Source organism: Sphingobium yanoikuyae, from assembly GCF_013001025.1.
GTDB lineage: Bacteria > Pseudomonadota > Alphaproteobacteria > Sphingomonadales > Sphingomonadaceae > Sphingobium > Sphingobium yanoikuyae_A.
The window spans coordinates 582,468-603,880 of the sequence record NZ_CP053021.1 but is presented as its reverse complement, the minus strand read 5'-3'; the positions used below and the strand labels follow the sequence as shown (position 1 = coordinate 603,880).

23 protein-coding genes are annotated in these 21,413 nt (G+C 65.7%); 13 read left to right on the top strand and 10 right to left on the bottom strand.

The window, feature by feature from the left end; genetic code table 11:
• Positions 1 to 36: 36 nt before the first annotated feature.
• From HH800_RS03245 to HH800_RS03210, 8 genes are all read left to right on the top strand, one after another.
• Positions 37 to 510 (top strand): A24 family peptidase, encoded by a 474-nt coding sequence (locus tag HH800_RS03245; protein ID WP_010336255.1) that lies wholly within the window; start codon positions 37 to 39, stop codon positions 508 to 510.
• A gap of 51 nt (positions 511 to 561) precedes the next feature.
• Complete coding sequence (gene cpaB, locus HH800_RS03240) at positions 562 to 1,575, top strand: Flp pilus assembly protein CpaB (RefSeq protein WP_125998099.1); 1,014 nt, start codon at positions 562 to 564, stop codon at positions 1,573 to 1,575.
• Position 1,576: 1 nt separating this feature from the next.
• Entirely contained in the window at positions 1,577 to 3,100 is a 1,524-nt protein-coding gene (locus HH800_RS03235) for a type II and III secretion system protein family protein (protein ID WP_004207992.1), read from the top strand.
• A 16-nt stretch (positions 3,101 to 3,116) separates the two neighbouring features.
• Positions 3,117 to 3,770, top strand: coding sequence for a CpaD family pilus assembly protein (locus tag HH800_RS03230; RefSeq protein WP_004207993.1), 654 nt, complete (start codon positions 3,117 to 3,119; stop codon positions 3,768 to 3,770).
• Between the two features lies 1 nt (position 3,771).
• Positions 3,772 to 5,067, top strand: coding sequence for a P-loop NTPase (locus HH800_RS03225; protein WP_004207994.1), 1,296 nt, complete (start codon positions 3,772 to 3,774; stop codon positions 5,065 to 5,067).
• A 62-nt stretch (positions 5,068 to 5,129) separates the two neighbouring features.
• Positions 5,130 to 6,128 carry a type II secretion system F family protein gene (locus HH800_RS03220; RefSeq protein WP_169860173.1) on the top strand — a complete coding sequence of 333 codons (999 nt, stop codon included), beginning with the start codon at positions 5,130 to 5,132 and terminating at the stop codon, positions 6,126 to 6,128.
• An 18-nt stretch (positions 6,129 to 6,146) separates the two neighbouring features.
• Positions 6,147 to 7,136, top strand: a complete 990-nt coding sequence (locus HH800_RS03215) for a type II secretion system F family protein (RefSeq protein WP_004207996.1) — start codon at positions 6,147 to 6,149, stop codon at positions 7,134 to 7,136.
• Between the two features lie 134 nt (positions 7,137 to 7,270).
• Complete coding sequence (locus HH800_RS03210) at positions 7,271 to 7,699, top strand: DUF2147 domain-containing protein (RefSeq protein WP_037510295.1); 429 nt, start codon at positions 7,271 to 7,273, stop codon at positions 7,697 to 7,699.
• Between the two features lie 68 nt (positions 7,700 to 7,767).
• Here the strand turns inward: HH800_RS03210 and HH800_RS03205 are convergent, their stop codons facing one another.
• Positions 7,768 to 8,106: an ArsR/SmtB family transcription factor gene (locus HH800_RS03205; protein WP_004207998.1), complete on the bottom strand. Its 339-nt coding sequence runs from the start codon at positions 8,104 to 8,106 to the stop codon at positions 7,768 to 7,770.
• A 288-nt stretch (positions 8,107 to 8,394) separates the two neighbouring features.
• Here HH800_RS03205 and HH800_RS03200 point away from each other — a divergent pair, with 288 nt between their 5' ends.
• Positions 8,395 to 9,528, top strand: a complete 1,134-nt coding sequence (locus HH800_RS03200; RefSeq protein WP_010336249.1) for a site-specific DNA-methyltransferase — start codon at positions 8,395 to 8,397, stop codon at positions 9,526 to 9,528.
• An 80-nt stretch (positions 9,529 to 9,608) separates the two neighbouring features.
• Positions 9,609 to 10,733: a dihydropteroate synthase gene (gene folP, locus HH800_RS03195; RefSeq protein ID WP_169860172.1), complete on the top strand. Its 1,125-nt coding sequence runs from the start codon at positions 9,609 to 9,611 to the stop codon at positions 10,731 to 10,733.
• Between the two features lie 24 nt (positions 10,734 to 10,757).
• Here the strand turns inward: folP and HH800_RS03190 are convergent, their stop codons facing one another.
• From HH800_RS03190 to HH800_RS03165, 6 genes are all read right to left on the bottom strand, one after another.
• Entirely contained in the window at positions 10,758 to 11,450 is a 693-nt protein-coding gene (locus tag HH800_RS03190; RefSeq protein ID WP_004208001.1) for an aspartate/glutamate racemase family protein, read from the bottom strand.
• Positions 11,451 to 11,605: 155 nt separating this feature from the next.
• Positions 11,606 to 13,027, bottom strand: a complete 1,422-nt coding sequence (locus HH800_RS03185) for an NAD(P)(+) transhydrogenase (Re/Si-specific) subunit beta (protein WP_037517256.1) — start codon at positions 13,025 to 13,027, stop codon at positions 11,606 to 11,608.
• Positions 13,027 to 13,311: an NAD(P) transhydrogenase subunit alpha gene (locus HH800_RS03180; protein WP_004208003.1), complete on the bottom strand. Its 285-nt coding sequence runs from the start codon at positions 13,309 to 13,311 to the stop codon at positions 13,027 to 13,029. Before HH800_RS03180 ends, HH800_RS03185 begins: the two co-directional genes overlap by 1 nt.
• A 1-nt stretch (position 13,312) precedes the next feature.
• Positions 13,313 to 13,669, bottom strand: coding sequence for an endonuclease domain-containing protein (locus HH800_RS03175; RefSeq protein ID WP_037510285.1), 357 nt, complete (start codon positions 13,667 to 13,669; stop codon positions 13,313 to 13,315).
• Between the two features lie 147 nt (positions 13,670 to 13,816).
• A complete protein-coding gene (locus HH800_RS03170) occupies positions 13,817 to 14,941 on the bottom strand; it encodes an NAD(P) transhydrogenase subunit alpha (protein WP_169860171.1) in 1,125 nt (374 codons plus the stop codon).
• A gap of 36 nt (positions 14,942 to 14,977) precedes the next feature.
• Positions 14,978 to 15,103 carry an aa3-type cytochrome c oxidase subunit IV gene (locus tag HH800_RS03165; protein WP_004208006.1) on the bottom strand — a complete coding sequence of 42 codons (126 nt, stop codon included), beginning with the start codon at positions 15,101 to 15,103 and terminating at the stop codon, positions 14,978 to 14,980.
• A gap of 154 nt (positions 15,104 to 15,257) precedes the next feature.
• Here HH800_RS03165 and HH800_RS03160 point away from each other — a divergent pair, with 154 nt between their 5' ends.
• From HH800_RS03160 to HH800_RS03150, 3 genes are all read left to right on the top strand, one after another.
• Positions 15,258 to 16,694 (top strand): sigma-54-dependent transcriptional regulator, encoded by a 1,437-nt coding sequence (locus tag HH800_RS03160; protein WP_169860170.1) that lies wholly within the window; start codon positions 15,258 to 15,260, stop codon positions 16,692 to 16,694.
• A gap of 94 nt (positions 16,695 to 16,788) precedes the next feature.
• Entirely contained in the window at positions 16,789 to 17,424 is a 636-nt protein-coding gene (locus HH800_RS03155) for a hypothetical protein (RefSeq protein WP_169860169.1), read from the top strand.
• Between the two features lie 74 nt (positions 17,425 to 17,498).
• A complete protein-coding gene (locus HH800_RS03150) occupies positions 17,499 to 17,999 on the top strand; it encodes a GNAT family N-acetyltransferase (RefSeq protein ID WP_169860168.1) in 501 nt (166 codons plus the stop codon).
• A gap of 1 nt (position 18,000) precedes the next feature.
• Here HH800_RS03150 and HH800_RS03145 read toward each other — a convergent pair whose 3' ends face one another.
• From HH800_RS03145 to guaB, 3 genes are all read right to left on the bottom strand, one after another.
• Entirely contained in the window at positions 18,001 to 18,519 is a 519-nt protein-coding gene (locus tag HH800_RS03145; RefSeq protein WP_169860167.1) for a tetratricopeptide repeat protein, read from the bottom strand.
• A gap of 92 nt (positions 18,520 to 18,611) precedes the next feature.
• Entirely contained in the window at positions 18,612 to 19,787 is a 1,176-nt protein-coding gene (locus tag HH800_RS03140; RefSeq protein WP_037517270.1) for an RsmB/NOP family class I SAM-dependent RNA methyltransferase, read from the bottom strand.
• Positions 19,788 to 19,799: 12 nt separating this feature from the next.
• Positions 19,800 to 21,257 carry an IMP dehydrogenase gene (gene guaB, locus HH800_RS03135; protein WP_169860166.1) on the bottom strand — a complete coding sequence of 486 codons (1,458 nt, stop codon included), beginning with the start codon at positions 21,255 to 21,257 and terminating at the stop codon, positions 19,800 to 19,802.
• Positions 21,258 to 21,413: the final 156 nt, after the last annotated feature.

Genomic DNA, 21,413 nt, shown 5'->3' with positions numbered 1-21,413 from the left:
GGTTTGGTAAGCCATATGGTCTAGTGCCTGACCCTCATGTTGGGGGAATATTTCAGACTGGCGCTGATCGCCGCACTGGGCATCCTGCTGATCGCAGCCGCGATCACGGACCTGCGCGCGCGCATCATCTCCAACCGGCTGAACCTGGGCGTCGCCGCCCTGGCGCCACTATGGTGGATCGCCTGCGGCTTGCCGCTCTGGCCGGGCATGGCGGTGCAGTTGCTGGTCGGCCTGCTGGTCTTCGTCCTGTTCGCCGCGCTGTTCGCGTTCGGCATGATGGGCGGGGGCGATGTGAAGCTGCTGGGCGCGCTGGCGCTGTGGTTTCCGTGGCAGGCGGTGCTGACCCTGTTGACGCTGATGGCGATTCTGGGCGGCGCCGTGACGATCGTCACGGTGATCCACCACCGCCTCCGCCGGAAGCAGGGCCAACCCGAAATACCCTACGGCGTAGCCATATCGATCGCCGCCCTTTGGTTACTTGGCGAACGATATCTTAACCAATTTGCGTGATGATTGGGCCCCTGGGGGCAGGCCGCCCATTTGAGAAAGGCGAGTTTCGTCATGGATGCTAAGAAGATCGTGCTGCTGGTGGGGGCGCTAATCATAGCGGTCACTACAGCCTTGCTTGCGCGCAGCATGCTGAGTTCTTCATCTACGCCGCAGGTGAACGCGGCCGCAATGCCGAACGAGGCGGACCAGCCGCATGTTCTGGTGGCGACCAAGGCCCTGCCGGTGGGGACCATCCTGGACGCGGAAAGCTTCCGCTTCCAGCCCTGGCCCAAGGATCTGATCGAGGCCGCCTATTATCTGAAGGGCCAGGCCGATCCGCTCAAGCTTGCAGGCAGCGTCGTGCGCAACGCGATCACCGCCGGCCAGCCGCTGACCCAGGGCGCCGTCATCCGTCCGGGTGACCGCGGCTTCCTGGCCGCAGCCCTCGGCCCCGGCATGCGCGCCGTTACCGTGCCGGTCTCGGCCCAGAATGCGGTTGCCGGCTTCGTCTTCCCTGGCGACCGCATCGACCTGGTGCTGACCCAGACGGTTTCCGGCGGCGGCGATGGCGCCCCGCTCAAGGTTTCGGAAACGATCCTGCGCAACCTGCGCGTGCTCGCCACCGACCAGCGGACCGACGCCATGGGCCCCGATGGCAAGCCCGTCGTCCAGACCTACTCCAACGTCACGGTCGAAGTGACGCCCAAGATCGCCGAAAAGCTCGCCGTGTCGCAGACCATCGGCTCGCTGTCGCTGTCGCTGCGCTCGATCGCGGACACCGCATCGGACCTTGACGCCGCCATTGCCGGTTCGGACGTCGACCTGCCCGATGGCAGCAATCCGGGTTCGGAAAAGTCGATCATTGCCAAGATCGCGGCCCGCCCGGTCGATCGCGGCTCCACCTATTCCACGGGCGCCGACGTGTCGCGCTACCAGCGCAGCAGCGTCCCGGCCAAGCCTGATGCCGGCATGCCCGCCATGGCCGCGCCGGGTGGCGCACCGGTCGGCACGGCCGTCTTCAAGGGGCCGACCGTCCGCATCGCCCGCGGCACCAATGTGACCGAAGTTCCGGTCGGGGGGAAGTAAGATGAACGCTTACCAGATGCTCGCGCGGCACAAGGCGGCCCGTCCGCTCGCCGCCCCGGCGATCGCGCTTGGCCTGGCGCTTGCCATGGTCGCCGCGCCGACCACGGCCCTCAACGCCGCCCCCGCAGCCGATCAGGACAATGCGATCCTGATGTCCGTCGGCGGCAGCAAGGTCGTCAACCTGCCGGCCAAGATGTCGGACGTCGTCATCGCCAACCCCGACGTTGTCGATGTCCATGTCCGGACCAATAACCAGCTCTATCTGATCGCCAAGAAGCCGGGCGAAACCACCGTCTTCGTGACGGCCGGCAATGGCAAGGTGCTGTTTTCCGGCACGGTTCGCGTCGGCAACAACCTGACCACCATCGACGACATGCTGCGCCTGGCGATGCCGGGTGCCAACATCGCCGTCAACAAGATGAACGGCATGGTGCTGCTGACCGGCACGATCAAGGCGCCCGAGGACGCGGCCGAGGCCGAACGCCTGACCCAGGCCTTCGTCGGCAAGGACGTGACCGTGGTCAGCCGCCTGCTGATGGCGACCCCGCTTCAGGTCATGCTGCAGGTCAAGATCGCCGAAGTCAGCAAGGATGTCGGCCACAAGATCGGCACCAACTTCACCAGCCAGGACAATAGTGGCGGTAAATTGGGCGGCGTCATCGGTGGCGGCAGCCGTGATTTCGCCAGCTATGATTCGGCCAACAACAGCTGGTCCTTCACGACTCCCGTCGATGGCTCCTACAGCCTTGGCGGCGTCGCCCGCCTGTTCGGCATGGACATTGCCGGTGCGCTCGACCTCGCTGAATCCAGCGGCCTGGCCAGCACCCTGGCCCAGCCGAACCTGACCGCCCTGTCGGGCGAAACCGCCAGCTTCCTGGCCGGTGGCGAATATCCCTACACGGTCAACAACGGCCCTTCGTCGGGCAACAGCATCCAGTTCAAGCAATATGGCGTGCAACTGGCCTTCACCCCGACGGTTCTGGCCGACGGCCGCATCTCGCTGCGCGTCCGCCCGACCGTGTCGAGCCTCGACTTCAGTGTCAGCAGTTCGGTGCCCGCACTCAAGAGCCGTACCGCCGAAACCACCGTCGAACTGGGTTCAGGCCAGGCCTTTATGATCGCCGGCCTGCTCAACAATGAAGCCGCCAACAACGTCAACAAGGTGCCGGGCCTGGGCAATGTCCCGATCCTGGGCAGCCTGTTCAAGTCGCGCAGCTTCCAGCGTAACGAGACCGAGTTGGTGATCGTCGTGACCCCCTATCTGGTGAAGCCGGTCAACGCGTCCGACATTCGCCTGCCGACCGATGGCTTCCGCAACGCCAATGTCGGCCAGGGCCTGTTCCTGCAGCAGATGCATGACGGCGTCAGCGGCGCCCAGCCCAATATGCCGACCCGCGCGCCCGGTTCGCCCGTGGCGCCCACGCCCGGCCCGCAGGCCTCGATCGCGGCGCCCGCGCTGGCCGCCCGCGACGAAGATCGCTCGTCCGGCAAGTCGGGCGGCGCGACCCCCGGCTTCAGCTTCTGACGGAAGGACGAAAGACATGACTTCCACCTCCCGCAAGACCCTCGTCCGCCTCGGCGCCATCGCCCTGCTGGCACTGCCATTGGCGGCCTGCTCGACCGACAGCGTCAATCGCGGCGTGGACTCGGTCCATCAGCCGGTCGTCAGCTATGCCAGCTACACGTTCGACGTGCAGGCCGGCGGCGCGCGCCTTGCGCCCGCCGAGGCCGCGCGCCTCGACGACTGGTTCGCCACGATCAAGCTTGGCTATGGCGACCAGGTCGCGATCGTCACTGACGCCGGCTATTATAGCCCCGATCTTGGCGAAGACATCGCCAATGTCGTCGCCCGCCACGGCATGCTGCTGGGCCAGGACAGCTCGGCCGCCGCCGGCTCCGCCCCCGAAGGCACGATCCGTCTGGTCGTCCGCCGCACCACCGCCTCGGTCCCCGGCTGCCCCGACTGGTCGAACAAGGCCGAAACGCCGATGAGCCTGGGCGCGTCGTCCAATTTCGGCTGCGGCGTGAACAGCAATCTGGCGGCAATGGTTGCCGATCCCGAAGATCTGGTCCGCGGCCAGAGCACGGACAGCGAATTGCGCACCGCGACCTCGAACCGCGCTATTTCCACCTATCGCGACAAGGCGCCGACCGGCTCGGGCGACCTCAAGCAGCTCTCGAACGGAGGCCAGTAAGATGAACGCACCCTGGAAACATGGTTCCGTGGGCCAGCGCGACCCCTTCCACGCCTTCGTCTGCGACGATCACAGCTTCGACCTGCTGCGCGCTGTTGCGTCCGAAATGGGCTGGGCACCGGAAAAGGTGAACAAGGGCGGCATGCGCAACGCGGTGCAAAGCCTGTCGATCACCGCCAGCCCGCAGATCCTGTTCGTCGACATGTCGGAAAGCGGCGATCCGCTGAACGACATTAACAGCCTCGCCGAAGTGTGCGAACCCGGCACCGTCGTGATCGCGGCGGGCCAGGTCAATGACGTGCGCCTTTATCGTGATCTGGTCGCCAGCGGCATCCAGGACTATCTGCTCAAGCCCTTCGGCGCCGACCAGTTGCGCGACGCGCTGGCCCAGGCCCAGGCCGTCTTCCTCGCCCCGCGCGACGCCGGGCCGGAACGCCCGCACATGACGGTTGCCGTCGTCGGCACCCGTGGTGGCGTCGGCGCATCCAGCATGGCGACCTCGCTTGCCTGGATGCTGAGCGAGAAGAAGAAGCGCCCGACCGCCCTGCTCGATCTCGACATCCATTTCGGCACCAATGCGCTGGCGATGGATCTGGAACCGGGCCGTGGCCTGACCGACGCGATCGAAAATCCCAGCCGCATCGACGGGCTGTTCATCGAGCGCGCCATGGTTCGCGCCAGCGACATGCTGGCCATCCTGTCGGCCGAAGCGCCGATCAACCAGCCGATGATGACCGATGGCGGCGCCTTCTACCAGTTGCTGGAAGAGTTCCGTCAGGCGTTCGAATGCAGCATCATCGATCTGCCGCGCAACATGCTGATCCAGCACACGCACCTGATGACCGACGTCAATGTCGCGGTGGTGGTGACCGAACTCAGCCTGGCGGCGGCGCGCGACACGATCCGCATCCTGTCCTGGCTCAAGTCGAATGCACCGCAGGCCCGCATCCTGGTGGTCGCCAATCGCGTCCATCCCGGCGCGCCGGAAATCAGCCGCAAGGATTTCGAACAGTCGATCGAACGAAAGGTCGATGTGATCGTGCCGTTCGACCTGCGCATCGCGGCCCAGGCCGCCAAGCTCGGCAAGACGCTGGCGGAAACCGCCAAGGGCAGCAAGGTCGGCGCCGCCTGCACCGCCATGATGGACGAAGTTCTGGGTCTGGCCGGCGATGAAGCCGATAATCCGGGCGCCAAGTCGACAGCCAGGAAGGGAGATTCCCTGCTCGGCAAGATCGGCGATTTCAAGAGCATGATCCCGTCGCGCCGCAAGGACAAGGCGACGGCACTGGAAGGCTGACGCGCGGGCCGCTCCAGGGCGGCCCCGCACAGCCATATTCACGCACGGGGAACGGGCGAACAATGGACGGCAATTTCCTTCTGATCTTGGTGCTGGTCGCGACCATGCTTGGTCTGGTCGTGGTCGCCTTTGCCGGCCCCTCGCCCGACAAGGCGCAGAAACGCCGGGTCGCGCTGATCCGTGGCCGCCACAGCGACTCCACCGAGGCGATGATGGAAGCGCGCATGCGCAAGGCCATCTCCACTCGGGCGACCGGCAACGAAGCCAAGATGCTGGTCTCGCTGATCCCCAATCCGGAGAATCTGGCCAAGCGCATCCGCATGACCGGCAAGAAATGGACGCTCAGCCAATATATGACGTCCTGTGCGGTGGTCTTCCTGCTGACCACCCTGTTCCTGCTGATGCGCGGCTTTCCCTTCCTGCTGGCCCTGATGGTCGGGCTGGCGGCAGGCCTTGCCTTGCCGCATCTGTGGGTTGGCCGCCTGATCAACAAGCGGATCCAGCAATTCAACGCCAAGTTCCCCGACGCGCTCGAGCTGCTGACCCGCGGCCTGCGATCGGGCCTGCCGGTCGGCGAGACGCTGGGCATCGTGTCGAGCGAAATCCCCGGCCCGGTCGGCGAGGAGTTCAAGCTGATCACCGAACGGATCAAGATCGGCAAGAGCATGGACCAGGCGCTGCAGGAAACCGCCGATCGCCTGGGCACGCCGGAATTCCAGTTCTTTGTCATCACTTTGGCGATCCAGCGCGAAACCGGCGGCAACCTCGCCGAAACGCTGCAGAACCTCGCCACCGTGCTGCGCCAGCGCGCCCAGATGAAGCTCAAGATCCGCGCCATGTCATCGGAATCCAAGGCGTCGGCCTATATCATCGGCGTCCTGCCTTTCCTGGTGTTCGGCATGATCTGCTATATCAACTTTGGCTATATGAGCCCCTTCTTCACCCCCGATCCGGCGGGCATTTTCGGGCTCTCGACCATGCAGGTCGTCGGCATTGGCGGCTTCTGCTGGATGGGCATCGGCGCCTTCATCATGGCCCAGATGATCAACTTCGAGATTTGACGGGGAACGGATAGAGATATGGACGCCCCTACCCCCACCGGCACCCTGTTTGGCATGACCGCAACCGATTTCGGTACGCTGCTTGCCGCACTGGCCACACTCGCCACCCTCTACGCGCTCTATGCCGTGATGACGGTGCGCGATCCGATGGCCAAGCGGGTCAAGGCGCTCAACGAACGCCGTGAACAGCTCAAAGCCGGCATCACCGCCTCGACCGCCAAGCGCCGCGCCAAGCTGGTCAACAAGAACCAGACGACCGATCAGATGCGGTCCTTCCTGACCAGCCTCAAGGTGCTGCAGGATGACCAGCTCAAGGACGCCCAGATCCGCCTGGCCCAGGCCGGCATCCGCTCCAAGGACTGGGCCGTCGCCGTCATCTTCGGCCGCATGATCATGCCGATCCTGATCGGCGGCACCGCCGCGATCCTGCTCTATGCCGTGGGCATCTATCCCGAATGGGGCGGTGCCAAGCGGTTCATGGCCTTCGCGGGCGCATTGCTGCTCGCCTACAAGGCCCCCGACCTCTTCATCGACAACAAGATCGCCAAGCGCTCCGCCGCGATCCGCAAGGGCCTGCCCGACGCGCTCGACCTGCTGGTCATCTGCGCCGAGGCCGGCCTGACCGTCGACGCCGCCTTCAGCCGCGTCGCCCGTGAACTGGGCCGCGCCTATCCCGAACTGGGCGATGAGTTCCAGTTGACGGCAATCGAACTGAGCTTCCTTACCGAACGCCGCATGGCCTTTGAAAATCTGGCGACCCGCGTGAAGCTCGACGCGGTCAAGGGCGTGGTCACGACCATGATCCAGACCGAAAAATATGGCACGCCGCTCGCCTCCGCGCTCCGTGTGCTGTCCGCCGAGTTCCGCCATGAACGCATGATGCGCGCGGAAGAAAAGGCCGCCCGCCTGCCCGCGATCATGACCGTGCCGCTGATTCTCTTCATCCTGCCGACCCTGTTCGTCGTCATCCTGGGGCCGGCCGCCTGCTCGATCAGCACGGCTTTCTAAAAAATTTCCGGGCAAGGAGGGGGCGCTGCCGTAGCGTCCCCTCCTTCCGTTTCCGTAAACTGCAAGCGAAGCGCTGGCGCGCCGCATTTTCCTCCCTTATTCTCACCCTCAACCCAAAAGGAGAGGATCGCATCATGACCATCAAGACCGGCGCTCGCGTCGCCATCGCCGCTCTGGCCGCCTTCACCACCGCCCTGCCCGCTTATGCGGCCCAGCCCATCACCGGCCGCTGGTCGACCGTCGATGGCAAGGCGATCGTCCAGATCGCGCCGTGCGGAAAGAGCATCTGCGGCAAGATCGAGAAGATCGTGAAGCCGACGCCAGGCCGCCCCCAGACCGACATCAAGAACCCCGATCCGGCGCTGCGTTCCAAGCCGCTGGTCGGCCTTGCCCTGCTGTCGGGCTTCAGCGATGCGGGCGACATCTGGAAGGGCACGATCTACGACCCGGAAAGCGGCAAGAGCTATACGTCCAAGGTCAGCCGCAATGGCGACGGCACGCTCAAGGTTCAGGGTTGCATCGCCTTCTTCTGCAAGACCCAGACCTGGACGCCGCTGCGCTGATCCCGCGCACGGCCTGGAAAACCAAAGGGGCGCCATTGGCGCCCCTTTTTCTGTCGATACAGTCCCGTTCAATCCCCGGCATGCTCCATCGGCGTGAAGCGCTGCGACCAGAGCGCGCCATAGATCGCCATCCACTGCACCACCGGCCCCAGTCCCTTGGTCCGCGCCGCAAACCAGGTTTCGCGCCCCGTCCGCCGGGCCGTCACCAGACCGGCACGCTTGAGCTTGCCCATATGGCGCGACACCATCGGTTGCGACACGCCGGCCACGGCGGTCAGCGCCACGACATTCTGCTCCCCTTCGCGCACCAGATATTCCAGCAGGGCACGTCGCGTGCCGTCGGACAGCGCCTTAAAGAGTGAATCGCTGTTCGCTCCAAGATCGCCTCTGAATTTCACTTCCGTCATGCAATTTTCATAACCATCTGGTTATGAGTTGGTCAAGCAGAGGATGATTTTCGACTCGGCCGCGCCATTAACGAAAAAAAGTGCGAACCGCCTCCTCGCTGAGTCTTTTGAGTCACACCACCCGATGATGAGTCTCCCGCGACTCGCATGACTCAATATGTTGTGGCTACCCGCTTCGTTCTCCACCATCCTCGCAATCCTGACAGGGATGAGCGCTAAACCCCTGACCTTGACGGCAGACTCCTGAGGACTCAGTGCTGACGGACGAAACATATGGGGGTTGCACACATGGGTGTCATGGAACGCGTCGCACCGCGGCGGAAGAAGGCGGTTGCGCTCGCGCCGGCACCGGCGATCGAGGCAAACCGCCTGCTGCGCGGTGACTGTATCGCGGAAATGGCCAAGCTGCCCGACGGCTGCATCGACATGATCTTTGCCGATCCGCCTTATAATCTTCAGCTCGGCGGCGACCTGTTCCGCCCCGAAGGCGGCCGCGTCGATGCGGTCGACAATGACTGGGACAAGTTCGACACGCTCAGCAGCTATGACCGCTTCACCAAGGCGTGGCTGGCGCAGGCGCGCCGCATCCTCAAGCCCAATGGCACGATCTGGGTGATCGGCAGCTATCACAACATCTTCCGCGTCGGTGCTGCCTTGCAGGATGAGGGCTTCTGGATCCTCAACGACATCATCTGGCGCAAGGCGAACCCGATGCCCAATTTCAAGGGCACCCGCTTCACCAACGCACATGAGACGCTGATCTGGGCCAGCCAGGGCGAGGATGCGAAATACACGTTCAACTACAAGGCGATGAAGACGCTCAATGACGAGCTGCAGATGCGCTCCGACTGGGTGCTGCCGATCTGCGGCGGCCAGGAGCGACTGAAGCGCAACGGCACCAAGGCGCATCCGACGCAGAAGCCGGAATCGCTGCTCTATCGCGTGATGCTGTCCTGCACCAAGCCGGGCGACATCGTGCTCGATCCCTTCTTCGGCACCGGCACCACCGGCGCCGTCGCCAAGCGACTGGGCCGCCAGTGGATCGGCATCGAGCGCGAGCCCGACTATATCGAGGTGGCCGAGGAACGCATTGCCGAGGCGCTGCCGCTCGATGAATCCGCGCTCGCCATCATGCAGACCGCGCGCCAGCAGCCCAAGGTCGCCTTCGGCACGCTGGTCGAGACCGGCTATCTCCAGCCCGGCTCGGTGGTGATGGACAGCAAGCGCCGCTGGAGCGCCACCGTGCGCGCCGACGGCTCGCTCGCCGTGGGCAGCGACACCGGTTCGATCCACAAGCTGGGCGCAACGCTTCAGGGCGCGCCGAGCTGCAACGGCTGGACCTTCTGGCATATCGAGAAGGCGGGCAAGCTGCACCCAATCGACACGCTGCGCCAGACCTATCTGCTCGCCAACGAGCCTTGATTTCCGTCCCCCGTTCGGGTTGAGGCAGCCATAGTTCTTCCAAGACATGGCCCCGACCCGTCCGGGGCGAACGGAGCTTTATGACCCTCTCCTCCATCCCCGCTGACGCCCGGCTCTACCTCAAGCCGACATGGTTCGTGCCGAGCCCGATTGGCCTGGCGGATGGATCGGCGGCGCGGATGGCCAATGGCCTGATCTGGTTCCAGGCCTATGAACTGACGGCGCGCCATGCCGGCCGCCGCATCGCCCGCGAGACCGTGCCGGTCGCGGCGTTCGAGACGGTCACCGCCACCCTGCCCGATCCGCTGGCAGAGCGCGCCCGCCAACTGGCCGCGAACATCTCCGCCCAGCGCGCGCCGCTCAGCCTTGGCGATCGCGTCATCCGCTTCGACGCGCCCCAGGTGATGGCGATCCTCAACATCACGCCCGACAGCTTCTCCGACGGCGGCAAGCATATGACCGACCCGCAGGCGGCGGCCGATGCCGGCTTTGCCATGGCGGCGGCCGGCGCCGCGCTGATCGATGTCGGCGGCGAATCGACCCGCCCCAAGGCGCCCAAGCTATGGGAGGGCGATGAGATCGCCCGCATCGTGCCGGTGATCGAGAAGCTCGCCGCGGCCGGCGTCGCCATGTCGGTCGACACGCGCAAGGCGGCGGTGATGGAGGCGGCGCTGGCCGCCGGCGCCCATGTCATCAACGATGTCAGCGCGCTGGAACATGACCCCCGCAGCCTGGAGGTCGCGGCCCGCGCCGGCTGTCCGGTGATCCTGATGCACGCCCCTTCGACCGGCGACGATCCGCACGACAATCCCAACGGCTATGCCGATGTCGTCACCGACGTGTTCGACTATCTCGAAGCCCGCATCGCCGCCTGCCTCGACGCCGGTATCGCGCGCGAGAAGATCATGGTCGATCCGGGCCTGGGCTTCGGCAAGAGCCTGGCGGACAATCTGGCGCTGGTGAATGGCCTCGCCACCTTCCAGGGGCTGGGCGTGCCGCTGCTCTTTGCCGGCAGCCGCAAGCGCCTGATCGGCGCCCTGTCGAACGAGGCACCGGCGCCAGACCGGCTCGGCGGCTCGGTCGCCCTCGCCTTCCGCGCGGCGCAACTGGGCGCGCAGATGGTGCGCGTCCATGACGTCAAGGAAAGCGTACAGGCGCTCCATCTGTGGCGCGGCCTGGCCGATGCGGGGCTGAGCGCGGTCTGACACCGCGCCCGGCCATCGCCATCCCTATTCGCTCAGGATGAAGTCGACGCCCGCCATGGCGTGGATTTCGGTGCAGTCGTAGATAGGCAGCACATTGGCCTTCACGTCGACGATCATCTCCAGTTCGGTGCATGCCAGCACGACCGCCTGCACATCCTCCTTGGCGATGTCGGTCAGTTCCGACTTCATGAAACGCTCGGAATCGCGGTTGATCTTGCCGACGGTCAGTTCGTCATAGACGATCCGGTCGATCCGCTCGGCCAGCGCGACATCAGCTGGCAGCAGCGACACGCCGTGCGACACCAGCCGCTGGCGATAATATTTCTCGGTCATCACATTGCGCGTGCCGATCAGGGCGGCGCGATCGATCCGGTCGGCCTTCATCCGGGTGCCGACGACATCGGCGATATGGATGATGGGAATGGCGATGCTCGCCTGGATCCGGTCATAGATGCGGTGCATGCTATTGGCACAGATCAGCAGCGCTTCCGCCCCGCCCTGTTCCAGCCGCTGGGCCGCGCCGATCAGATGGCCCGATGCGCAATCCCAGTCTTCCTGCGTGATACAGCCGGAAACCTGTGCGAAATCGAGGCTTTCGATCAGCAGCCGCGCACTGTGCTGGCCACCCTTGGCCCGGTGGATCGCCTGGTTGATGATCTCATAATAGCGGGCGGTGGACGTCCAGCTGAGACCACCAATCAGACCGAGTTTACGCATGTCGCTCCCAATATGGGGGCGCCTGTCCGGCCCCGTGCGGGCCGGGCATGTCGGTGCCCCAGCCCTTCTTTTACGAAAGATGCCGGCTTCGACAAGTCAGGACGATCCACCCGCCCCGTCGACGGGGCGATCCGGCGCGGGTGGATCGGGTCACTTTAGTGGGCCAGCGCCTTGACGATCTCCTCGACCATCTTCTTGGCGTCGGCCAGCAGCATCATCGTGTTGTCCATGTAGAAGACCTCATTGTCGACGCCGGCATAGCCGGCCCCGCCCATGGAGCGCTTCACGAACAGCACCGACTTGGCGTTGGCGACGTCCAGGATCGGCATGCCATAGATGGGCGACGTCTTGTCGGTCTTGGCCGCCGGATTGGTCACGTCATTGGCGCCGATGACGAAGGCAACGTCGGCCTGGCCGAACTCGCTGTTGATGTCCTCCAGCTCGAACACCTCGTCATACGGCACGTTCGCTTCGGCCAGCAGCACGTTCATGTGGCCGGGCATGCGCCCTGCGACCGGGTGGATCGCATATTTGACGTTCACGCCTTCCTTCTTCAGCAGGTCGGCCATTTCGCGCAGCGCATGCTGCGCCTGGCTGACCGCCATGCCGTAACCGGGCACGATGATGACATTGTCCGCCTGGCTCATCAGGAAGGCCGCATCCTCGGCGCTGCCGCGCTTGTAGGGACGGTCGACCGCCGCCGCGCCGCCGCCCGACGGGCCCGCTTCCGCGCCGAAGCCGCCAGCGATCACGCTGATGAAGCTGCGGTTCATCGCCTTGCACATGATGTAGGACAGGATCGCGCCGGAACTGCCCACCAGCGCGCCGGTGATGATCATCGCCGTGTTGCCCAGGGTAAAGCCCATGGCGGCGGCGGCCCAGCCCGAATAGCTGTTCAGCATCGACACCACGACCGGCATGTCCGCGCCGCCGATCGGGATGATCAGCAGGAAGCCGATGACGAAGCTCAGCGCCGTCACGGTCCAGAAGATCCAGGGCGACTGGTCGGTCACGAAATAGGCGATCAGGCCCAGGATCGCCGCCAGCGTCGCCAGATTGATGACATGGCGGCCCGGCAGCATGATCGGCTTGCCCGACATGTTGCCGTTCAGTTTCAGGAAGGCAATGACAGAACCCGAGAAGGTGATCGCACCAATCGCGACGCCCAGCCCCATCTCGATGCGGCTGGCATTGTGGATCTCGTTCGTCAGCGGATCGAGAATGCCGAACGCGCCGGGATTGAGATAGGCGGCCGCGCCGACCAGCACGGCGGCCAGGCCCACCAGCGAGTGGAAGGCCGCAACCAGCTGCGGCATCGCCGTCATCTCGATGCGACGGGCGATGATGAAACCGATGCCGCCGCCGATGGCGATGGCACCCAGAATTTCGGGCAGGCTCAGCACGTCATGGGTGTAAAGGGTCGTGACCACGGCGATCGCCATGCCGACCATGCCCATGCGGTTGCCGCGACGGCTGGTCGACGGGCTCGACAGGCCGCGCAGCGCCAGGATGAAGAGGACGCCGGAAACCAGATAGGCCAGCGCAACGAAGGGCGAGACGGGCGCAAGCTCGTGCATCACTTGCGCTCCTTCTTCTTGTACATGGCCAGCATGCGTTCGGTCACGGCAAAGCCGCCGAAGATGTTGACCGACGCAAAGACCACCGCGACCAGCCCCAGCAGCTTGGCCGCCAGGCTACCGGCCTCCGCCGACGCGACCAGCGCGCCGACGATGATGACCGACGAAATGGCATTGGTAACCGCCATCAGCGGCGTGTGCAGCGCCGGCGTCACCGACCAGACCACATAATAGCCGACGAAGCACGCCAGCACGAAAATCGACAGGATGGCAATGAAGTCCATTCTAGTCCTCCCCACTTGTTTCGACTGCCCTGGCCAGGATCGCGGCTACGGCATTGTCCCTATCATTCATGATTGCGGCGGCCGGCAGACGCAGAACGGACAGTCCCCGTTCCGCAAACCAGCAGTCGCGTTGCTCATCCCTCATCGGCGCATCCCCTCTTGCATGCGCTTCGCCGTCCACCTCGATCACCAGCCGCGCCTCATGGCAGTAAAAGTCTGCCACATAGGGACCGGACGGGTGCTGACGGCGAAATTTCAGACCTTGCGGCCTTTGCCTCAATATCTGCCAGAGCAGGACTTCCGGCTTCGACATCGCCTTGCGCAACTGCCGTGCCCTGTTCGCCTGCCCTTGCAGCACATCATCCTCCCCTGGAAGGGGAGGTGGCTGGCGAAGCCAGACGGAGGGGTGTCCCGTTCATGACAGGGCGATACCCCTCCACCAGCCTGCGGCTGGTCCCCCTCCCCTTGCAGGGGAGGATGGGGAGGATGGGGACCATGGCCCGCATCAGCTTGCCAGCAGTCGTTCGTTGACGACCTTGCCCCCCTGGGTCAGGCGGATGGCATTGCCGATTTCCTCGTCCAGCACCGGCGCGTTCTTCTCCTTGTCCCAGAAGGCGGACAGGAAATTATAGAGGTTGCGCGAGAACAGGGCGGAGGTGTCGGCGGCCAGGCGGCTGGGCACGTTGCGATGGCCCACGATCTTGACGCCGTGGCGCACGACCACTTCGCCGGCGACCGCGCCCTCGACATTGCCGCCCTGCTCGACCGCCAGATCGACGATCACGCTGCCCGGCTTCATCGATGCGATCTGCGCATCACTGATCAGGCGCGGCGCGGGCCGACCGGGGATCAGCGCGGTGGTGATGACAATGTCCTGCTTGGCGATGTGCGACGAGACCAGCTCGGCCTGGGCCGCCTTATATTCGTCGGACATTTCCGTGGCATAGCCACCGGTGCCTTCGCCCTCGATGCCGGCCACCTTCTCCACGAAGATCGCCTTGGCGCCGAGCGATTCGATCTGCTCCTTGGTCGCGGCGCGCACGTCGGTGGCGCTCACCTGCGCACCCAGCCGCCGCGCGGTGGCGATCGCCTGAAGGCCGGCCACGCCCACGCCCATGACGAAGCATTTGGCCGCCGACACGGTGCCCGCCGCGGTCATCATCATCGGGAAGGCGCGGTCATATTCGGCGGCCGCGTCCAGCACCGCCTTGTAGCCCGACAGGTTCGACTGGGACGACAAGATGTCCATCGATTGCGCGCGAGTGATGCGCGGCATGAATTCCATCGCCAGCGCCTCATAGCCGCCGGCCGCATAGGCATCGACCCGCGCCCGCTCGCCGAACGGATTGAGGCCCGCGACGATCCAGGCTCCCGCCGCCGCACCGCCAAGGCTGGCCGGATCGGGGCCTTGCACGCCCAGCAGGATATCGGCACCCGCCAGCGTCGCGGCACGATCGCCAACGCTGGCACCGGCCGTAACATAGGCGTCGTCGGCAATCGACGCCGTCGCGCCAGCGCCGGCCTCGACGGCCACGCTTGCGCCCAGCGCGATGAATTTCTTCACGGTCTCGGGCGTGCCGGCCACGCGCCGTTCGCCCGCAGCCTGTTCCTTCAATATCGCAATTTTCATTATATCAGCATCCCCCTCCTATAGCGTCGACATGGCTCAGCTGGAGATCAGCAGCACGACAATCGCGGCGACGATGAGGCAGGCAATGGTGCCCCACTTCACGAAGCCGACAAACCCTTCATAGGTCTGGGTTGCGCTCTTGATGTTCCCGTCAGAAGCCATATCCGTTCCCCTAGTTATTACATCGTTGTGCAACCTCTTATCCTGTCCCCCCCCCCCCCTCAAGCCGTAGGGGCACAAGAAAATCTTTACAGGTTAAGGGCGCTTTTACCCCAGGCGCCTAGGATGACCTCCTGTTTGCACAAGAGGGGTCCAGATGGTTCGCGAAGGCGTTCCCTTGCTGATGTTGATCGACGACGAGCCCGCGCAGCGCCGGCTGGTGTCTGCGCTGGCCGCGCGCGCGGGATGGCGGACCATCTTCGCCAGCGATGCCGAAACCGCCCTGGCGACGCTGGGCACGCAGGACGGCATGCAGCTCGACGCGGTCCTGATCGATCAATGGAGCCCGGATTTCGATCCGGCCGACCTGATCGGCGACATCCATGCGCAGCGCCCCGCCCTGCCGATCCTGGTGCTGACGGCGCATAACAGCGTCGCCGTCGCGGTCCAGGCGATGCGCGCGGGCGCCACCGATTACCTCTCCAAGCCGATCGCTCCCGAACGGCTGCTCGCCGCGCTCAACGCGACGCTGGAGGGCAATGTGCGCGGTGAACTGCGGCCGCTCACAGAGAAGATCAGCGCCCCGCTGGCGTTCGAGGAAGTCGTCGGCGCGGCGCCCCAGTTCCGCACCGCCCTCGCCATCGCGGCCAAGGCCGCACGCGCCCGCGTGCCGGTGCTGATCGAGGGCGAAAGCGGCGTCGGCAAGGATGTCGTCGCCCGCGCCATCCATGCCGCCTCGCCGCGCCACAAGCAGGCGATGGTGACCGTCAATTGCGGCGCGATCCCCGCCAACCTCGTCGAATCAGAACTGTTCGGTCATGAACGCGGCGCCTTCACCGGCGCATTCGACCGCCATGTCGGCAAATTCCTGTCGGCCGACATGGGCACCATCTTCCTCGACGAAGTCAGCGAAATGCCGCTCGACGCGCAGGTCAAGCTGCTGCGCGTGCTTCAGGATGGCGAGGTGCAGCCGATCGGCGCGCGCCGCCCCGTCCATGTCGATGTCCGCGTCATCGCCGCCACCAACAAGAAGCTCAGCGACGAGATCGAGGCAGGCCGGTTCCGCGAGGATCTCTATTATCGCCTGAACGTCGTCCAGTTGACCGTGCCCCCATTGCGGGAGCGTATGGGCGACATTCCCGCCCTCTGCCGCCATCTCCTCGCCCGCATCGCGACGCAGCCGGGCCTGCGGGGCCTGGGCCTCACCGACGATGCGCTGGCGCTGCTGATGCAGCATGACTGGCCGGGCAATGTCCGCCAGCTCCAGAACGCCCTGTTCCGCGCCGCCGTGCTGTGCGAGGGCGATGCGCTGACCCCGCATGATTTCCCGCAGGTCGCCGCCCATATCCTGTCGCGCGGCGCCAGCGGTCCGCGCCAGCGCGCCGCCGCCACGCCACCGCGCGAAGCGGCCGGCATCACCCTGTTCGAAGGCGACGGCCATGTCCGCCAGCTCGCCGAGATCGAAGCCGACGTCATCCGCCTGGCCATCGGCCATTATCGCGGCCGCATGACCGAAGTCGCCCGTCGGCTGGGGATCGGCCGTTCGACCCTCTATCGCAAGCTCGCAGAACTCGGCATCGACAACGCGGCCTGATCGCGGGACCGGGCGCCCTGCGGCCGGGGCATATTGTCGCGGGGGTTCCGCTACGGCGTTGAATTATCCCCGCGCCTATGCTTTTGAACGGGGCATGAAAGCGCCCCTCCTCGCCACCTGCTCCCCCCTCCTGCTGCTGGTCGCCTGTGGCCGCGCCGAACCGGTCGCGGACATGCCGAGCCAGGAGGAACTGGCCGCCGCCGCCAATGCGGCCGCTGCCAATGCGCTGGCCAACGCGCAAAAGGATGATGCCGGCGACAGCCGCAACTATGTGAATATCGACCATGGCTATTCCGTCACCATGCCCGAAGGCTGGATGAAGGATGGCGAAGCCAGCAATGCCGATGGCGTCGTCTATCAGGATCCCGGCGCAGGGGCCGACGTCCGCGTCTTCTGGCAGAAGAATGATAATGACCAGACACTGCAACAGATCGTCGAGGCACTGTCCGACGGCGCCGAGGGCGTGGATGGCGATTTCATCGGCGAGAATGAATATCGCGGCACAGCCAATGACGGCGAAGGCAATAATGTCGCGCTGCGCCTGCTGAAACAGCCTGACGGCGCGATCGTCACCGCCACCTTCGTCTATCCCGAAATGCTGAGCGAACAATATCAGCCGATCGCGCAGGCCCTGCTCGACAGCCTGCGTATCTTCGCACCCAAGGCCCAGACGCCGGAGGGAGCCAGCGCCACGGCCACGCCCGCACCAGCCGCCAACGCCAGCAACTGACCGGCGGCTTTCGGCGCGGTCGTTCGTTTCCGTCCGCATCGATCATTCCGAACGCTGCCAGGAAGCCCAGCCCCTTGCCCCTGATCCGCCCCTTCGCTCCCGCCGACCAGCCGGGCATTCTCGACCTGATCCTGGGCATCCAGCGCGACGAATATGGCATCGCCATCACCGCAGCGGACCAGCCGGACCTCACCGACATAGCCGGCTTCTACCTGCCCGGCGCCGGCGGCTTCTGGGTTGCGGAGGAGGACGGCCGGATCATCGGCACGATCGCGCTCAAGGATATCGGCCAGGGTCAGGGCGCGCTGCGCAAGATGTTCGTGGCGTCCAGCCATCGCGGCCGCGCCGCCGGCGTCGCCCAGGCGCTGCTAGACCATCTGCTCGACGCGGCGGCCGACCGCAGCCTGGCCCAAATCTATCTCGGCACCACCGCCCGTTTCCTCGCGGCGCATCGCTTCTACGAGAAGAATGGGTTCGCGCTGGTCGAAGCCGACGACCTGCCGCCCGCCTTCCCCAGGATGGCGGTTGACACGCGCTTCTACGAACGATCGATCGAACCGGCGAAAGCCGGATAGATTACGGATTATCGGTGCTGTTGGCCTTGGCGCCGGGCACCGCTTCCTTGCTGGTCATCGCCACTGCCGGCGGTCCCTTCTGGATCGCTGCATTGAGCTGCGCGACCTCGGGGCAGTTGCCCTTGCACAGGCTCTGCGCCTGGGCGAGATTTTCCTTGGCCTTTGCGATCGCCCCCTTCTCGACCATCGCCTCACCCTGGCCGGCGATCGCGGTCACATCGGTCGGGTCGAGCAGCAACGCTTCCTTGTAGAGGCGGATGGCCTTGCCCTGCAGCCCCTGCGCCCGCGCCACTTCGGCCAGTTCGATATAGGCCGCGCGGTTGCGCGGATCGACCGCCAGCGCGCTTTCCAGCGCATCGGTGGCACCGGTCAGATTGCCCGCCTTGCGCGCCGCCTCGCCCGCCTTCTGCCATTCGATCGACCGCGGTTCGATCTGGGTATCGGGGCGCTGGGTCAGCCCCACGCTGGAAACGGTGGTCAGAAGGACGGCAAGGGCAATCGAGGCCGGGGTGAAACGCATCAAAATCTCCAGCCATGTTTCAGGCATTGACTCAGGCCCGCAGACCGAAGGGCAAGTGTCGCTATTTTGCGCGCGCTTGTCCATGGCCTGTTTCAGGCGGTCCTCCGCAGCCGGGCGAAGTAGAAGCCATCGGTGCCGTCATGGCCCGGCGTCAGCAGCAGCCCATGGCCATGGGCGCGGCCCATATCCGCTTCGATCGGCTCGGCACTCCAGCCGGCCTGACGCGCCAGAAACGCATCCACCTGATCCCGCCCCTCTCTGTCGGTCAATGCGCAGGTAGCATAGACCAGCAGACCGCCGGGCGCCAGCAAGGGCGCAGCGAAATCCAGGATTCGGGCCTGTTCCGACACCAGCCGGTCGAGCCGCGCCTGGGTCAGGCGCCAGCGCGCCTCGGGATTGCGGCGCCAGGTGCCGGTGCCCGAACAGGGCGCGTCGACCAGCACGATGTCCGCCTGCCCCGCCAGCGGCGCCAGCGCGCGCGCCTCATGCCCCTGATCCAGCAGCAGCCTCTCGATACAGGTCACGCCCGCCCGCTCGGCACGCGGCGCCAGCCGGTCGATCCGGTTGCGGATCGTGTCGGCGGCGATCAGCCGGCCCTTGCCGCCCATCGCCGCAGCCAGCGCCAGCGTCTTGCCGCCCGCCCCCGCGCACAGGTCGATCACCGTCTGCCCGGCCTGCGCCCCGCATGCCGCGGAAATCAACTGGCTGCCAGCATCCTGCACCTCGACCGCGCCGCGCTTCCACGCCTCGCTCTGCTCGACCGGATAGCCCTCGGGCAGGCGCAGTGCGTCCGGGATGCCCGCGATCGGCGTCGCGTCCGGCAATTCGGGCGCCACTTGCGCGGGCGTCGCCTTCAGTCGATTGACGCGCAGGTCCACCGGCGCACGGCCCAGCAACGCATCCTGCTCCACCGGCGCGGCCAGCAAGGGCTGCAACCATCCCGGCACGGCGCCCGCCGCCGCGCCTGCTTCGCCCGGCTCGATCGGCAGCGGTGCATGGGCCGATCCGTCGAACAGCGCGGCCAGCTCGGGCTGCGCCTCGACCAGGCCGATCATCGCCGCGCGGCCAGTCTCGGGCCGATCGGCGACGCGGCGGATCGCGTCATAGACATGGTCGCGCACCGCGCGGCGATCGCGCGACCCGGCATAGCGCCGTTCCTTGAAATAGCGCGCGATCAGCGTGTCCGCCGCCGGCCCGCCATCACGGGCGGCGGCGATGATCGCGTCCAGCAGGTCGATCGCCGCCTGCACTCGCGCCGCAGGCGTCATCCCGCCTGCTCCTTAGCGCGTCGGATAGTTGGGGGCCTCACGCGTGATCGTCACGTCGTGGACATGGCTTTCCGACAGGCCGGCATTGGTGATCTGGACGAAGCGGGCACGCTCCTGCAGATCCTTGATGGTGCGGCTGCCGGTATAGCCCATCGCGGCCTTCACGCCGCCAACCAGCTGGTGGATGACATCCTTGGCCGGGCCCTTGAACGGCACCTGGCCTTCGATACCCTCGGGCACCAGCTTCATCTGGTCCTTGATGTCGGCCTGGAAATAGCGGTCGGCGCTGCCGCGCGCCATCGCGCCGACGCTGCCCATGCCGCGATAGCTCTTATAGGCGCGGCCCTGATACAGGAAGGTTTCGCCCGGCGCTTCGGCCGTGCCCGCCAGCAGCGAGCCCACCATGACGCAGCCGGCGCCCGCGGCCAGCGCCTTGGCGACGTCACCCGACGTGCGCAGACCGCCGTCGGCGATCACCGGCACGCCATGCTTGTGCGCTTCATTGGCCGAATCCATGACGGCGGTCAGCTGCGGCACGCCCACGCCGGCAACGACGCGGGTGGTGCAGATGGAGCCGGGGCCGATGCCGACCTTCACGCAGTCCGCGCCGGCCTCGATCAGCGCCTTGGTCGCTTCGGCGGTGGCGACATTGCCGGCCACGACCTGGACATGGTTGGACAGCTTCTTGACCGCTTCCACCGCGACCGCAACCTGCTTGCTGTGGCCATGGGCGGTGTCGATGACGATCAGATCGCATTCCGCGTCGATCAGCGCCTTGCTGCGCTCCAGCCCCTTGTCGCCCACGGTCGATGCCGCGGCGACGCGCAGCCGGCCCGACGCATCCTTGGTCGCCTGCGGATAGGTCACGGCCTTCTCGATATCCTTGACGGTGATCAGGCCCACGCAGTGATAATTATCGTCCACCACCAGCAGCTTCTCGATCCGGCGGGCATGCAGCAGGCGCATCGCCTCATCCTGGCCGACACCGGCCTTGACCGTCGCCAGATTGTCCTTGGTCATCAGCTCGCTGACCGGCTGGCCGGGATTCTCGGCAAAGCGGGTATCGCGATGGGTCAGGATGCCGACCAGCTTGCCGTTCGCCTCGACGACCGGAATGCCGCTGATCCTGTGGCGCTGCATCAGCATCTGCGCGTCGGCGAGCGTGGCGGTCGGCAGGATGGTGATGGGATTGACGACCATGCCGCTTTCGAAGCGCTTGACCGCACGGACCGCATCGGCCTGTTCCTCGACCGTCAGGTTACGGTGCAGCACGCCGATGCCGCCCAGCTGCGCCATGACGATCGCCATGTCGGCCTCGGTCACCGTGTCCATCGCCGACGACAGGATCGGGATGTTCAGCTTGATCGCCTTGGTCACATAGGTGGACGTGTCCGCCTGGCTGGGCAGCACATCGGATTCGGCGGGCTGCAACAGCACGTCGTCAAAGGTGAGGCCAAGGCGGATGTCCATGTGAAAGCCACTTTCTGCTGCGCGGGTCGGGCGGAGGGGAACCGGACCGCTGGGGATTCGTGGCGGCCCATGTAACCATTAACCCGCAAAACGGCCAGACCCCTTGGGGATTTTCTTGCCGCCTTTCTTGCGATCCCGATCTTGGCCCTCGACCAG